This window comes from Streptomyces sp. ISL-100 (assembly GCF_018614615.1).
Taxonomy (GTDB): Bacteria; Actinomycetota; Actinomycetes; order Streptomycetales; family Streptomycetaceae; genus Streptomyces.
On the sequence record NZ_JAGGOK010000084.1, the window covers coordinates 40,384 to 55,606 of the forward strand.

A 15,223-nucleotide genomic window follows, 5' to 3' on the forward strand; every position below is an offset into this window, starting at 1 on the left:
GCTACCGACTGGCCACCGCCTGCCTCACCAGCGTCTTGCCGAAGTCCCACATCAGACCGCCGCCGCTGTGCGCGTCGTCCATCACAGCCGTGAACGCGTCGACGAAGCGGTCCACCTCCTTCTCGCCCACCGTCAGTGGCGGAATCAGCTTGATCACCTCAAGGTGGTCGCCGGAGACCTGGGTGAGGATGCGGTGCTTCTGAAGCAGCGGTACAACGACCATCTGTGCGAAGAGTCCCTTGCGAGCGGCCTGGAGCATGGTCCACCGGCTGCGCAGCTTCAGCGAGCTGGGCCGGCCGAACTCGATGCCAATCATGAGCCCACGCCCGCGTACGTCGTGCAGCAGCTCATAACGGCCGATGAGCGCGGCCAGCCGCTCGCGCAGCAGGTCGCCGGAGCGCCGGGCGTTCGCGACGATCTCCTCGTCCTCCATCACCGCGAGGACGGCCAGCCCCGCCGCCATGGCCTGCGCGTTGGAGCCGAAGCTGGCCGAGTGGACCAGCACCCGGTCCATCGACGAGTAGACCCGCTTGAAGATCCAGTCCTTGCCGAGGGTCGCGCCGACCGGTACGTAACCACCCGAGAGCGCCTTCGCGACGCACAGCAGATCGGGTTCCACGCCCTCCTCGTGCTGGTACGCGTAGAAGTCACCGGTCCGGCCGAGCCCCGTCTGCACCTCGTCGGCGATCAGCAGCGCCTTGTGCCGCCGAAGAAGCTCCTGGGCGGCCCGGAGAAACCCGGGCGGGGATTCGTGAACGCCCTTCCCCTGGATCGGTTCGACAACGAAACCGGCCACGTCGCCGCGCTTCAGCTCCCGCTCCAGGGCGTCCAGGTCGCCGAGCGCGATCGCAGTGTCGGGCAGCAGCGGCGCGAACCCGTCCCGGAAGCCCGCCTCACCGTTCACCGACAGCGAGCCGGTGGTCAGTCCGTGGAAGGCATGCGCGCAGTACAGGATCCTGGGCTTGCCGGTCGCGTACCGGGCGAACTTCAGCGCGGTCTCGACGGCCTCCGTGCCGCTGTTGCCGAAGAACACCCGGTCCAGGTGCGGGCTGTGGGTGAGCAGCCTCTCCGCGAGCAGACCGGGGAGCGGCTGGCAGTCGAAGCGCGTCAGGTCGGCGAGCGAGGCGTCCAGGACGTCGTGCAGCGCCTTGCGTACGACGGGATGGTGCCGGCCGAGGCCCATCACGCCGAAGCCCGCGAGCATGTCGAGGTAGTCGTTGCCTTCGGCGTCCCAGAAGTAGGCGCCCTCTGCCCGCTCGTAGACCTTGTCGAATCCGATGGTGCGCAGCATGCGGGGCAACTGGTGGTTCAGGTGTCTGCCATGCAGCTCGTAGCGCTCGGCCCCGCGCTCGGCGAGAAGCTTCGCCAGGTCGAACCCTTCCCCTGCGCCGTCCGTCATTCCACGGTCTCCTTAGCGTTCACCAGTGGGGCCGCCCGCTCTTCCCCGGCTGCCAGGGCCAGGCTGATCCGCCCCGCGATCGATGCGGGCGTGAGCCCGATGTCGGCCAGCACCTCACCGCGCTTGGCGTGCGCGAGGAACCGCTCGGGAATGCCGTACGTACGCAGAGGTACGTCGACTCCGGCGTCCCGCAGCGCCTGCCCGACGGCCGAACCTGCCCCGCCACTGCGGCTGTTGTCCTCGACGACCGCGACCAGGCGGTGCTGCTCCGCGAGCGGTGCGAGCTGCTCGTCGACGGGCTTGACCCAGCGCGGGTCGACAACCGTGCAGCCGACACCGCGCTCCGCCAGCAGCGCGGCGGCCTCCAGGCAGACGGACGCGAGCGCGCCGACGGAGACCAGGAGTACCTCGGATTCGCCGCCGCGGCGCAGTACGTCCATCCCTCCCACCCGGCCGGCCGGCCGCCGGGATCGCGGGCCCGACCGAATCCTTGGGGAAGCGCACGACGGTCGGCGCGTCGTCGACGTCGACGGCCTCGCGCAGCTGGGCGCGAAGCTGGTCGGCGTCGCGCGGCGCGGCGATCCGCAGCGTAGGGACGCACTGGAGGATCGACATGTCCCACATGCCGTTGTGCGAGGCGCCGTCGACCCCAGTGACGCCAGCCCGGTCGAGGACGAAGGTTACGCCGCACTTGTGCAGTGACACGTCCATCAGCAGCTGGTCGAAGGCGCGGTTGAGGAACGTCGCGTAGACGGCGACCACGGGGTGCAGCCCGCCGGTGGCCAGCCCGGCGGCGGATACCGCGGCATGCTGCTCGGCGATGCCGACGTCCCAGACCCGGTCGGGGAACGCCTCGGCGAACTTGGTCAGCCCCACGGGGTGCAGCATGGCCGCCGTGATCGCGACGACATCGGGCCGCTCGGCGCCGATCCGCACGATCTCGTCGCCGAACACCGATGTCCAGGAGGGGCCGTTCGACGGCGCGATGGGCTCGCAGGTCAGCGGGTCCATCGCACCGACCGCGTGAAAACGGTCGGCCTCGTCCTGCTCGGCAGCGGCGTAACCGCGCCCCTTCTCGGTCAGACAGTGCACCAGCACCGGCCCGTGGAAGCGTTTCGCGCGGCTCAGTGCCGACTCGACGGCGGCAACGTCGTGGCCGTCGATCGGACCGATGTACTTGAGCCCGAGGTCCTCGAACATCCCCTGCGGGGCGATGAAGTCCTTGAAGCCCTTCTTCGCGCCGTGCAGCGACCCGTACAGCGGCTGCCCGATGACGGGCGTGTGCTGGAGCACGTCCTTGCCCCAGGCGAGGAACCGTTCATACCCGTCCGTCGTGCGGAGGGTGGCGAGGTGGTCGGCGAGCCCGCCGATGGTGGGGGCGTACGAGCGCTCGTTGTCGTTGACGACGATGATCAGCGGCCGGTCGCGGGCGGCGGCGATGTTGTTGAGCGCCTCCCAGGCCATGCCGCCGGTGAGCGCGCCGTCCCCGATCACCGCGACGACGTGGTCGCGCCTGCCGAGCACCTGGTTGGCCTTGGCGAGTCCGTCGGCCCAGCCGAGGACCGTCGATGCGTGCGAGTTCTCGATGACGTCGTGCGCGGATTCCTCGCGCGACGGGTAGCCGGAGAGGCCGCCCTTGCCACGCAGCTTCGAGAAGTCCTGTCGGCCGGTGAGCAGTTTGTGTACGTAGCTCTGGTGGCCGGTGTCCCACAGGACGCGGTCGACGGGTGAGTCGAAGACCCGGTGCAAGGCGATGGTCAGTTCCACCACCCCGAGGTTGGGGCCGAGATGACCGCCCGTCCGGGCCACTGCCTGTACCAGGAACTCCCGGATTTCGGATGCCAGCTGACAGATTTCGGTCTCTGCCAGAGCCTTCAGGTCGCGCGGCCCCCGGATGCCTTCCAAGATCGTCATGCTCGGGCCCCCTCTCTCTGATACTTCAGCTCACAGTGACGGCGGGTGCCCCCGAAGGGGTGCCCTCGTCCTCCATGCCCGCGGCGATCTTCATCGCCTCTTCGATGAGCGTCTCGACGATCTTTGACTCGGGCACGGTCTTGATGACCTCGCCCTTGACGAAGATCTGACCCTTGCCGTTGCCGGAGGCGACACCGAGGTCGGCCTCGCGGGCCTCGCCCGGACCGTTCACGACGCACCCCATGACGGCGACGCGCAACGGGACCTCCAGGCCGTCGAGGCCGGCGGCGACCTGGTCGGCGAGCTTGTACACATCGACCTGGGCGCGGCCGCAGGACGGGCAGGACACGATTTCCAGGCGGCGCTGCTTGAGGTTGAGCGCCTCCAGGATGGCGCGTCCCCGCCGACCGCCACCGACCCGACCTGGATACGCCGCGAAGCGCGACGCACCGCCAGCGGCCGGGCTGGCAGCTCGGGGAGCCCCAGTGCTACAGGCTCAGCAACGCTCATCACGTCACCCGTGGCTTCCCGAGACGGTGTCGCGGACCGCGCGCAGCGACTCCTTGAGCGAGCCCATGGTCGCGAGGACGGCCGTCGGCTCGTAGCCGCAGTGCGCCATGCAGTTGGCGCACCGCGGGTCCTTGCCCCGCCCGTACTTGCTCCAGTCGGTGTCCTCGATGAGCTCCCGGTACGTCGCGACGTACCCGTCGCTCATCAGGTAGCAGGGCCGCTGCCACCCGAAGAGCGTGTAGTTGGGAATCGCCCACGCCGTGCACGGGAAGTCGGCCTTGCCCTCCAGGAAGTCCAGGAAGAGCGGCGAATGGTTCAGCCGCCAGCGTCGCCGGTTGCCACCCGCGAACGTCTTCTTGAACAGCTCCCGGGTCTGTTCGACGCCGAGGAAGTGCTCCTGGTCGGGAGCCTTCTCGTACGCGTAGGCGGGCGAGATCATCATCTCGTCCACCTGCAAGTCGTCATTGAGGTAGTTGAGCACCTCGATGATCGTCTGCGGCGTGTCGGTGTTGAAGAAGGTGGAGTTGGTGGTGACCCGAAAGCCGCGCTTCTTGGCCTCCTTGATCGCCTCCACCGCCTCGTCGAACACCCCTTCCTTCGCCACCGATTCGTCGTGCCGCTCCCGCAGCCCGTCGATGTGCACGGCGAAGGCGAAGTACGGCGACGGCGTGAACTTCTCCATCTTCTTGCGCATCAGCAGCGCGTTGGTGCAGAGGAATACGTACTTCCTCTTCGCCACCAGCTGCCGCACGATCTCATCGATCTGTGGGTGCATCAACGGCTCGCCGCCTGCGATGGACACCATCGGAGCACCCGACTCAAGTACCGCACCCACGGCCTGGGCCACGGGCATGCGCTGCTTCAGAACCCCGGCGGGGTGCTGGATCTTGCCGCAGCCCTCGCATGCGAGGTTGCAGGCGTAAAGAGGTTCAAGCTCGACGATGAGCGGGAACTTCTCACGCTTGCGGAGCTTTTGTTCAACGAGGTACGTCCCGACCCTGATGGTCTGACGGAGCGGCATGGCCATCTAGCTCACCTCCTGGGGAGCAGCAAAGAACGGTGCCATTCAAAAAAAGCCGGCAGAACTGAGCGGAGAACACGAAAGGCTGATATTCCACCGCGAAGCGTCCCAATGCGTACGAGCTCGTGCTCCGGAGCGTCCACGACCACCCGGACGGCCGCAACCGGACGCGGCCCGGCCCGCAGCGCGCTCCAGAGCGTCGCGGCGGATTCCATGTCCACCGCGATGGCGCCGGTGGCCCGCAGCTCGGCCCGCTCGTGTCCGCGTACGACGTGGTCGGCGCCGGTCAGCGGGCCGGTGTGGACAGTGCGCCCGGGCACCGCCCTGGCCAGCGCCTTCGCCAGCAGCTCCACTCCCGTACAGGCGGTGCTGCCGCGGGGGCCGCGGGTCTCGTCGGCGACGATCAGGTCCCCGGGGTGCATCCCGGGTGCCAGTCCCGCGCAGAAGCCGGACGCGATGACACAGGCGTCCTCGGCCGGTCCGCCGGGGGCGAGCACCCGGGTGACGGCCTCCTCGGCCGCCTTGGGCCCCATGCCCGTACGCACAACGGTCACCGGCGGCCCCGGCACCTCCCTGCGCGCACCGCTGCGCAGCGCCAACCGCTCGATGCCGAGCGCGCAGGCGATCAGCAGCGGTGCGGGCCGCAGCGGCTGCGAGGTCCGGCGCATGGAATCCATCGGATCCGTCAGGCCCATCAGGTCCCTTCCCGGATTCCCAGGTCCGGGAAAGTGGGCTCCCCGTGGACGTACCGCCCGAGAGCGGTGAGCGGGAAGACCTGTCGGTAGAGGTTGTAGTTGATGGAGAAGTCCCACGGGAATCCGGTCCCCGTGAAGTACGGCTCGTCCCAGGAGCCGTCCTCCCGCTGGGTCTCGGCGAGCCAGGCGACGCCCCGCTCGACGGACTTGGCCTCCTGCTCCCCTGCCGCGAGCAGCGCGAGCAGCGCCCACGCGGTCTGCGAGGCGGTCGAGGCGCCGCGACCGGCCCAGTCGGCCGTACGGTACGAGCGCAGGTCCTCGCCCCAGCCCCCGTCGTCGTTCTGGACGGACTCCAGCCAGTCGACCGCGCGGCGGATCGCTGGGTGGGCGGTGGGCAGCCCGGCCGCGGTCAGTGCCGGTACGACCGACCCTGTTCCGTAGACGTAGTTGACGCCCCAGCGTCCGAACCAGGCGCCGTTCGGCTCCTGGTTGCCCAGCAGCCACTCGATGCCGCGCCGGGTGCGCGGGTCGTGCGCCTTGCCCTCGACGGCCAGCATCTCCACCACATGGGCGGTGACGTCGGCGGACGGCGGGTCGATGACCTCGCCGAAGTCGCAGAAGGGCAGCCGGTTCGGGAAGGGGCTGGTGTTGTCGGCGTCGAAGGCGGCCCAGGCGCCGTTCCTGGACTGCATTCCCAGGTTCCAGCGGACGCCGCGTTCGATGGTCTCTTCTGCCCGCGCCCGGTCCGGGTGCGCGACGCGCCGCAGCGCCAGAACGACCTCGGCGGTGTCGTCGATGTCCGGGTAGTTGTCGTTGTGGAACTCGAACGCCCAGCCGCCCGGCTCCAGTTCCGGCCTGCGTACGGCCCAGTCACCCGGCCGCACGATCTGCTCGCGCATCATCCAGTCGGCGGCCTTGACGAGCGCCGGGTCGTCGGGCCGTACCCCCGCGTCGGCGAGCGCGATGGTGGCGAGGCAGGTGTCCCAGACCGGCGACTGGCAGGCCTCGATCATGCGGGAGCCGTCCTCGCGCCACACCGTGAACCGGTCGAGCGATTCGAGGCCGGCGCGCATCACGGGATGGTCCAGGTCGTATCCGAGCAGGTGGAGCGCGATCAGCGAGTACACGGCGGGCGGCTGGATGCCGCCCCAGCAGCCGTCGTTCTCCTGCCGCTCGATGATCCAGCGCGCGGCGCGCTTCATCGCGGCGCCTCGCAGCCGGGCCGGCGCGAACTTGCGGTAGACGTGCAGGGCCTTGTCGAGCCGCTGGAAGGCGCCTTCCCAACTGGTGGGCGTGGCAAGCTGCTTGGGCGGGTTCGGGACGCGCGCGTTGGTGTGCAGCTCGTCGAGCGCGAACGGCGCGGGACGCACCGGCCGCTTCGCCGAAACCACGGTCAGCGGCACTATGGTCTGCCGGGCCCAGCAGCCGAAGTCGTAGATGTTGAGCGGGAACCACGGGGGAAGGAAGATCAGCTCGGGTGGCAGCTCGGGCAGATCGTCCCACTTCCACCAGCCGAACAGCGCCAGCCAGATCCGGGTGAAGACGCGGCTCGCGGCGATCCCGCCGCGCTCTCTGATCCAGGCTGCGGCGCGCTCCATGTGCGCGGCGTCGGGCAGGTCTCCGGCGAGCCGCAGGGCGACGTACGCCTCGATGGTGGTGGAGAGGTCGCCGGGTCCGCCGTAGAAGGTGGCCCAGGTGCCGTCGTCGCGCTGCTCGCCGCGGATGAAGAGGGCGGCGGCCCCGACGGTCTTCTCGTCCTGGATACCAAGGAACTGACGGAGCAGCAGGTCCTCTGCGTCCATCGTCACATTGGTTTCGAGGTCACCTTTCCACCAGCCCTGGTCGTCCTGCTTGGCGAGCAGATGCGCGACCGCGCGGTCCGTGGCCCGCCGCGCCGCGTCCAGGACGTCGGTGGTGTTTGTGTTGGCGTTGGGGGTGTTGGTCTGATGGGCGAATTCGCTGGCCGCGGCTGCGCGGGGCTTCATGGCCCCGGTGCTTCCGTCGGTCGTCGCTGTCATGGCTTCCCCTTCGTGGCAGTTGGTCATCTGCTGTGCTGGGGTCTGACGTCGTCCGGCGCCAGGTTTCCCTGACGCCGGACGGCGACTTGCGAGTCATATGAGGCGGATGCTGATCATCTCTTTCGTACGACGACGAAGTCCGCGAGCGCGGTGAGCTGCGCACGGACCTGCGGGGGCATGTCGACACCGTCCAGCGCCTCGGTGGCGACGGCATGCTGCCTGCGGGCCTCCTGCGCCGTCCACTCGCGGCCGCCCGCCTCCTCGATCAGAGCCGCCCTGGTGGCGAACTCCTTCTCGGAGAAGCTCTCGAAGTCGCTGCTCTTGGCGTCGGCGGAGAGCAGCTCGCCGAGGTGCTTCGACGCCGGACCGCCCGCGGCCAGCGCCGCCACGACGGGCAGGGACTTCTTGCGCTGGCGCAGATCGCTCCAGGTCTGCTTTCCGGTGGCATCCGGGTCGCCCCAGATGCCCAGCAGGTCGTCGACGGCCTGGAAAGCGAGACCGAGGTGGTAGCCGTACGCCTCCAGGGTGTCGGCGGTACGGTCGTCCGCCCCGCCGAGCACCGCGCCGATGGAGACCGCGCAGGCGAGCAGCGCGCCCGTCTTGTTGCCCTCCATCTCCAGGCACTCCTCGACGGTGACCCGCTCGCGGTGCTCGAAGGAGATGTCCTGTGCCTGGCCGTCGATGAGCTTGCGGGTCGCGGTGGTGAGCCGGCGCGTGGCGCGCCCCGCCTCGACGGTGCCCATCTCCAGCAGCAGCTCGTTGGCGAGCGCGAAGAGCGCGTCACCGACGAGGATCGCCTGCGCGGGACCGTGCACCTTCCACACCGTGTCGCGGTGCCGGCGCTGCTCGTCGCCGTCCATCAGGTCGTCGTGGAGCAGCGAGAAGTTGTGTACGAGTTCGACGGCGACGGCGCCGGGGACGCCGACCTCGGGCGGCGCGCCCGCCGCCTCCGCCGACAGCAGCGCGAGCGCCGGCCGTACAGCCTTGCCGCCGTCGCCGTCGGCCGGCCGCCCCTGGGCGTCGATCCACCCGAAGTGGTACGCCGCGACGGTGCCCATGGGCGGCGCGAGCCGGTCCACGGCGGCCTTCAGCACCGGCGTGGACATGGTGCGGCCGCGCTCGAGCAGCGCGGCGATGTCCACCGTGGTGTTGTCGACCGGATTCACCGGGGTCACAGGCTCTCCTCTTGTTTCCATACCAGTGCTCATACCGCCTCCTGCAACGGATGTTCATGGACGCGGCCGAGTTCGGAGAGGGCCGCGCCGGCGGCGGTGATGCCACTTCGCACGGCGCCCTCCATGGTCGCGGGCCATCCGGTGGCGGTCCACGCGCCGGCCAGGTACAGGCCGGGCGCGTGCGTACGGGCGCCGGGGCGCAGCCGTCCGACGCCGGGGGTGGGGGCGAACGTCGCTGTCCGCTCCCGGGTGACGAAGAAGTCGCGTACGCCCGCACCGCGCGCGGCGGGCAACAGCCGCTCCAGCTCGGGCAGATAGCGCTCGCGCAGCTCGGCCACGGGCGCGTCGATCTCGTCCTGGGCCGCGGACTGGGAGAGGGCGAGGTACTGTCCGCCGCCCTTCAGCCCGGAGGACTCCGTGCGGTCGAAGACCCACTGGACGGGGCTGCCGAGCGCGGCGAAGAAGGGCCGGCGCAGCACCTTGCGGTCGTACACGACATGGACGTTGAGGATCGGGGCGGTGCCGATGTCGAGCAGCCGGTCGGGGGTGTCGATGACGCCCTCGGGCAGCAGTCCGTGCGTCTCGCGCTGGGGTACGGCGAGCACGACGGTGTCGGCCGCGATCCGCTCCCCCGCCGCCTCGACCTCCCAATCGCCCTCTGTCGAGCGGGAGATGGAGCCGGCCCGGGTGCGCAGCTCGGTCCGTACACCCGCCGAGTCGAGCGCCTTGCGGGCGAGCGTGTCGTGCAGTTCACCGAGCGGTACGTGCGCCCAGCCGATGTCGGCGGCGCCCGGCTCGGAGAGCAGCCCGGTCTTGAAGACCATCGCGGCCAGGCCGAGCGAGGCGTTCGGCGCGGTCGCGTTGAGCGTCGCGACGCCGACGAGGTCCCACAGGGCCTCGATGGTGCGCGGCGACTGCCCGTGCCGGCCCAGCCAGGTGGCGAAGTCCACGCCGTCCAGGGCCGGATCGGCCGGGTCGAGCTTCTTGAGGGCGAGCGCGGCCCGTCCCACGCTCGCGCGCTCGGCGAAAGACAGGTGCGGATACGTCGCCAGGCTCGCGGCCAGGTGCAGCGGTACGGGCAGCGCGGTGCGGCGCAGCCGTCCGAGCCGGGGCCCCGCCGCCCGGCCGACGTCGAGCACGGGTACGTCGAGACGGCTCTGCAGCGGCGCCAGCGCGGCGCCCTCGACCCGCTCCAGGAACCAGCGGTAGGCGGTACAGCAGCGCAGGTAGACGTGCTGGCCGTTGTCGACGGTGAGGTCGCCGCGGCGGAAGGAGAACGCGAGGCCGCCCAGGCGCGGGCGCCCTTCGAGCAGCGTCACCCGCATCCCGGCGTCCGCCAGCTGGAGCGCGGCCGTGACTCCGGCCAGTCCTCCTCCGACGACGACCGCGTGTCCCGGGACCCCGGGCCTGGCCGGCATGGAGCGTGTCATGCGCCCTCCCCTCGGACCTCGCCGACGATGTACGCGTGACGGGCCGTTGCAGTCAGGGACGCGTCAGCCCGCCGGGGGGTCGCGCCTCCCTTGTGCCCGTTCGTCCCGCCGGCCGCAACGGGCCTCATCAGACCCGCCTCCTGGTGTGATGGCGGGTGATGTGGCGGGCGTCGAGGCCCGACAGGCCGCGTACGGCGACATACGCCTTCTCGCGTCCCGGCAGCGAGACCCGGCCCCGCAGCACGGCCACGGGGTCGCGCTCGATGCGGTCCAGAAGCCGCCGGTAGATGCCGGCCATGGCTGCGACACAGGCGCCGGAGCGCCGGTCGAGCAGGGGCAGCAGCCGGTATCCCTCGGCGAACAGGGCGCGGGCACGGCGCACTTCGAAGTGGACCAGGCCCGTGAAGTCGGACCCTTCCGGCGGGGTGGCGCCCTGGAAGCCCGCCGAGCAGCCGAACTTGGCCAGGTCGTCGGCGGGCAGGTACGTGCGCCCGTTCTCGGCGTCCTCGCGGACGTCCCTGAGGATGTTGGTGAGCTGGAGGGCGAGGCCGAGCGTATCGGCGTACTCGGCGGCGCGTTCGGTGGAGCGCGCGCCGGTCTGGGTGCCGAACACGCCCAGCGAGAGCCGCCCGATGGCGCCCGCGACGCACCGGCAGTAGACCTTCAGGTCGTCCCAGGTCTCGTAGGTCTCGCCGCGTACGTCCATGAGGACGCCGTCGATGAGCTCGTCGAGTCCTTCCAGCGGCAGCGGGAAGCGGCGGGCCGTGTCCGAGAGCGCGACGGCGACCGGGTCGGTGTCGTCGTCGTCGATGATGCCGGCGCGGATCCGGTCGAGCAGCGCGCGGGTCTCTTCGAGCCGCACCTGCTTGACGCCGGGCGCGAGGACGCCGTCACCGATGTCGTCCACGCGCCGCGAGAACGCGTACAGGGCCGACATCGCGTTGCGCTTGTCGGTCGGCAGAAGCCTGATGCCGTACGCGAAATTGCGCGCCTGCTGTCCGGTCACGGCCTCGCAGTAGCTGTACGCGGCGAGTACGGGTGCGGACATCTGCGTGAGTCCTTCCACGGGCCGGCTCACCCCTCTCTTCGGTCTCATCGCAGAACGGCTCCCACCGCGCGCAGCAGGCTGAGCTTGGTGGACTTGGGCGGTCCGGGAAGCACGTCGTAGTGGGCGGCGGCGATCGCCGTGAGCGCGGCGCGTCCGCCGCCGACGAAACCGGCGAGCAGCAGCTTGAGTCTGCCGTTGACGCTGCCCACGAGGGGGATGCCTTCATCCAGGAGGCACCCGGCGCGTTCCACTTCGTACGCGATCAGCGCGCGCACCGAGGCGTTCGCGGACGGCGCGGCGAGATCGGCTTCCCCGACGTGGAAGCGCGCCATGTCGTCGGCGGGCAGGTAGATCCGGTCGCGGCCGAAGTCCTCGCCGACGTCCTGGAGGTGTTCGACGATCTGCAGGGCGGTGCAGACCGCGTCCGAGCGGCGGATCCGCTCGGGGCTCGCGGTGCCGGTGATCGCCAGGACCAGCCGGCCGACGGGGTTCGCTGACAACTCGCAGTACGCGAGGAGGTCGTCGTACGTCTTGTAGCGCCGTACGAGCTGGTCCTGCCGGTTGGCTTCGATGAGCCCGATGAACGGCCCGGGGGTGAGCGAGCAGCGGCGCACGGTGGGGACGAGGGCGCGCAGGAGCGGGTGGCGCGGGCCGTCGCCCGAGGCGTCGAAGACGCGGCGCAGGTCGGTCTCGAAGGCGTCGAGCATGAGGAGACGGTCGTCGGCCAGGGCGGGGTCGAGGCCGAGCAGGCGGGCGTCGGCGCCGCCAGGTGCGAGGTCGCCGTCGCCGATGTCGTCGACGAGGCGGGCGTAGCCGTAGACGGCCATCAGATCGTCCCGCCAGGCGCGGGGCAGAAAGAAGGGAGCCACCGGGAAATTCTCGTCGGCGGCCTTGTCCAGGGTCGTGCGCGCGTGTGCGTCGGTGCGCACCTGCCGGGTTCCGGTCATCGCGGGCTGCCCGGTGCGGGGACGGCGTAAGCGTCTTCGAGCTGGAGAGTTCCCATAGCCATTGCCGTCACATCTCCCGTTCTACACTGCCGACCTAATACATCCCATTTCGGACACGCCGCCCACCGGTACAGCTTACGTTGTACAACGACCAGCACCGTCCCGGGGTGTTGGCCGCATTACAACAAGGCAGCAATATGCCTCAACCTTCCCGAAGGTGGCGGGAGTTGACGATTCCGGCATGTTACGGCGCGCCGGACCGCTCGCGTCGCGGAGACACGCGGGCACGCAGACAACGCGGTACCCCCGCCGGGACGCCCCGACGGGGGTACCCCGCCCGTCGACGAGGTCGACGAGCTCCGCCCCCGGGTGTCCTAGCGGCCGGTTTCCTTCTCGTACGCCTTGAGGACCTCGTCCGTGGGACCGTCCATCAGCAGCTCGCCTTTCTCCAGCCACAGGACGCGGTCGCAGGTGTCCCTGATCGACTTGTTGCTGTGGCTGACCAGGAAGACCGTGCCGGCCTCCTTGCGGAGCTCGCGGATGCGCTGCTCGGAGCGGATCTGGAACTTCCGGTCACCGGTCGCCAGCGCCTCGTCGATCATGAGTACGTCGTGATCCTTGGCGGCGGCGATGGAGAAGCGCAGGCGCGCCGCCATGCCGGAGGAGTACGTGCGCATCGGCAGCGTGATGAAGTCGCCCTTCTCGTTGATGCCGGAGAAGTCGACGATCTGCTGGTAGCGCTCGCGGATCTCCTCGCGCGTCATCCCCATGGCGAGGCCGCCGAGGATGACGTTGCGCTCGCCGGTCAGGTCGTTCATCAGCGCCGCGTTCACGCCGAGCAGCGAGGGCTGGCCGTCGGTGTAGACCTTGCCCTGCTCGGTGGGCAGAAGGCCCGCGATGGCACGCAGCAGGGTCGACTTGCCCGACCCGTTCGTACCGATCAGGCCGATCGCCTCGCCCCGGTAGGACGTGAAGGAGACACCGCGTACCGCGTGCACCTTGCGTACCCCGGGTGAATCGCCCTTGCCGCGCTTCATCATGCGGTTCAGGGCGGCGGTGGCGCTGCCGCGACCGCCCGCGCCGGCGTTGACGCGGTACACGATGTGCACGTCGTCCGCGATGACCGTGGGGACGCGTCCTTGCTTGTTGTCATCAGCCACGGCCGTACCTCTCCTCAGCCTTCCAGAAGTACACGAAGCCCACGAGGCCCACGAGCAGCGCCCAGCCCAGGGCGACGCCCCAGACGTGCGGGGGCAGGTTCTCGGAGCCGTACCCGTCGATCAGGCCGAAGCGGATGAGATCCATGTAGACGGCCGCCGGGTTCCACTGGAGCACGTCCGTGACCCAGCCGGGCAGGTCCTTGTCGGCGAGCATGACCGGGATGCTGAACATCACGCCGGACGCGTACATCCACGTACGCATCACGAAGGGCATCAGCTGGGCGAGGTCGGGGGTCTTGCTGCCGAGCCTGGCCATGATCAGCGCGAGGCCGATGTTGAAGACGAACTGCACGGCGAGCGCGGGGACGACCAGCAGCCAGGCGAGCGAGGGGTAGCTGCCGAAGGCCATCGCGATGATCACCAGCACGATCATCGAGAACATCAGCTGCTGGAGCTGCTGGAGCGCGAACGAGATCGGCAGCGAGGCGCGCGGGAAGTGCAGCGCTCTCACCAGGCCCAGGTTGCCGGAGATCGACCGGACACCGGCCATCACCGAGCTCTGGGTGAACGTGAAGACGAACACACCGGTGACCAGGAAGGGGACGTACACCTCCCGCTTCATGCCCCGGTCGGCCTCCAGGATCAGGCCGAAGATCAGGAAGTACACGAGGGCGTTCAGCAGCGGAGTCGCCACCTGCCACAGCTGGCCGAGCTTCGCCTGGCTGTACTGGGCGGTCAGCTTCGCCTGCGAGAACGCGAGGATGAAGTGGCGGCGGCCCCACAGCTGCCGGACATAGTCGATCAGCCCCGGCCGGGCACCGCTCACCGACAGGCCGTACTTGGCGGCGAGCTCCGCCGGGGTAAGTCCGTCGTCGGGAGATGGCGGGGCGCTCGTCGCGACCGCACCGTCATGGGTTGTGTCACTCACAAGTTGAAACTTTCGTGTTCAAGATGCGCAGGCAGTAAGGCGCAGGAACGGGCTACAGGTCCGCGTGCACCCGATGCTTTCAGACCCGAGCTTGTCAGATGACAGGAGGTCGTCCGAGCCGGGTCAGTCGCCAGACGGTACGCCATCTCATCGGACGGCGTGGTCCCGCCGAGGTCGTCCACCCCTCCTTGAAGCCACCGAACCATGCCTTCAGCGCCGGTACGGACGGGCGCCGCGCCAGCGTGAGCAGCAGCCATACGCCGAGGTAGACGGGCACCAGGAGGGCCGGCAGATTGCGGCGCGCCAGCCAGACCCTGTTCCGGGCCACCATGCGGTGGTAGACGGCGTGCCGGGAAGGAGCGGTCGTCGGGTGGTACAGGACCATGTCCGCGCGGTAGTCGATCATCCAGCCGGCGTCGAGCGCCCGCCAGGCCAGATCGGTCTCCTCATGAGCGTAGAAGAACTCGTCCGGCAGCCCACCGACCTCGGCGAAGACCTTGGTACGTACGGCATTGGCGCCGCCGAGGAAGGTCGTCACGCGCGAGGAGCGCATCGGGTCGGCAGCGCGCAGCCGCGGCACGTGGCGGCGCGCGGTCTGACCCGTGTCGGGGTCCGCGATCCGGAAGCTGATGATGCCGAGCTTCGGGTCGGCGGCGAAGGCCTGGCGGCACAGCTCAGCCGTGTCGTGGTGCGCCAGCAGACCGTCGTCGTCGAGGAACAGCAGGATGTCCATCTCGGCGCCGCTGGGTCCGAACGCCTCGATACCGGCGTTGCGGCCGCCCGGGATGCCGAGGTTCTCCGGGAGGTTGACGGTCCGTACGCCCTCGGGGACACCGGTGACCGGGGAGCCGTTGCCGACCACCACGACCTCGACGCGGTCGCCGTCCTGCTTGGCGACCGAGTCGAGGAGGGCGCGCAGCTCGTCCGGCCGGTTGCCCATCGTGATGATGACGGCGCCGACCTTCAGGCCGGTGCCCG

The 15,223-nt window shown here is 69.9% G+C and carries 11 protein-coding genes and 2 pseudogenes; all 13 read right to left on the reverse strand.

The window, feature by feature from the left end; all coding sequences use genetic code 11:
* Position 1: 1 nt before the first annotated feature.
* Positions 2–1,399 carry an aspartate aminotransferase family protein gene (locus J7E89_RS33535; protein WP_214979018.1) on the reverse strand — a complete coding sequence of 466 codons (1,398 nt, stop codon included), beginning with the start codon at positions 1,397–1,399 and terminating at the stop codon, positions 2–4.
* Positions 1,396–3,313 (reverse strand): annotated as a pseudogene (dxs, locus tag J7E89_RS33540) (1-deoxy-D-xylulose-5-phosphate synthase). Before dxs ends, J7E89_RS33535 begins: the two are co-directional and overlap by 4 nt.
* Before the next feature lie 25 nt (positions 3,314–3,338).
* Positions 3,339–3,713: pseudogene (locus J7E89_RS33545) on the reverse strand (flavodoxin-dependent (E)-4-hydroxy-3-methylbut-2-enyl-diphosphate synthase); the annotation flags it as partial.
* 114 nt (positions 3,714–3,827) lie between these two features.
* A complete protein-coding gene (gene hpnH, locus J7E89_RS33550; RefSeq protein ID WP_214979021.1) occupies positions 3,828–4,850 on the reverse strand; it encodes an adenosyl-hopene transferase HpnH in 1,023 nt (340 codons plus the stop codon).
* A 5-nt stretch (positions 4,851–4,855) separates the two neighbouring features.
* Entirely contained in the window at positions 4,856–5,512 is a 657-nt protein-coding gene (locus J7E89_RS33555) for a 1-hydroxy-2-methyl-2-butenyl 4-diphosphate reductase (protein ID WP_214979023.1), read from the reverse strand.
* Positions 5,513–5,538: 26 nt separating this feature from the next.
* Positions 5,539–7,557: a squalene--hopene cyclase gene (gene shc, locus J7E89_RS33560; protein WP_214979026.1), complete on the reverse strand. Its 2,019-nt coding sequence runs from the start codon at positions 7,555–7,557 to the stop codon at positions 5,539–5,541.
* 113 nt (positions 7,558–7,670) lie between these two features.
* Positions 7,671–8,765, reverse strand: a complete 1,095-nt coding sequence (locus J7E89_RS33565; protein WP_214979029.1) for a polyprenyl synthetase family protein — start codon at positions 8,763–8,765, stop codon at positions 7,671–7,673.
* Positions 8,762–10,162 carry a hydroxysqualene dehydroxylase HpnE gene (hpnE, locus tag J7E89_RS33570; RefSeq protein WP_214979041.1) on the reverse strand — a complete coding sequence of 467 codons (1,401 nt, stop codon included), beginning with the start codon at positions 10,160–10,162 and terminating at the stop codon, positions 8,762–8,764. Before hpnE ends, J7E89_RS33565 begins: the two co-directional genes overlap by 4 nt.
* 127 nt (positions 10,163–10,289) lie before the next feature.
* Positions 10,290–11,210, reverse strand: a complete 921-nt coding sequence (gene hpnD / locus J7E89_RS33575; protein ID WP_308315684.1) for a presqualene diphosphate synthase HpnD — start codon at positions 11,208–11,210, stop codon at positions 10,290–10,292.
* A gap of 44 nt (positions 11,211–11,254) precedes the next feature.
* On the reverse strand, positions 11,255–12,157 hold the full coding sequence (hpnC, locus tag J7E89_RS33580; RefSeq protein ID WP_214979046.1) for a squalene synthase HpnC: 903 nt from the start codon (positions 12,155–12,157) through the stop codon (positions 11,255–11,257).
* Between the two features lie 374 nt (positions 12,158–12,531).
* Positions 12,532–13,317 (reverse strand): ABC transporter ATP-binding protein, encoded by a 786-nt coding sequence (locus J7E89_RS33585; RefSeq protein WP_214979048.1) that lies wholly within the window; start codon positions 13,315–13,317, stop codon positions 12,532–12,534.
* A complete protein-coding gene (locus J7E89_RS33590; RefSeq protein ID WP_214979050.1) occupies positions 13,310–14,245 on the reverse strand; it encodes an ABC transporter permease in 936 nt (311 codons plus the stop codon). Before J7E89_RS33590 ends, J7E89_RS33585 begins: the two co-directional genes overlap by 8 nt.
* A 94-nt stretch (positions 14,246–14,339) precedes the next feature.
* A complete protein-coding gene (locus J7E89_RS33595) occupies positions 14,340–15,185 on the reverse strand; it encodes a glycosyltransferase (RefSeq protein ID WP_214979112.1) in 846 nt (281 codons plus the stop codon).
* Positions 15,186–15,223 lie beyond the last annotated feature (38 nt).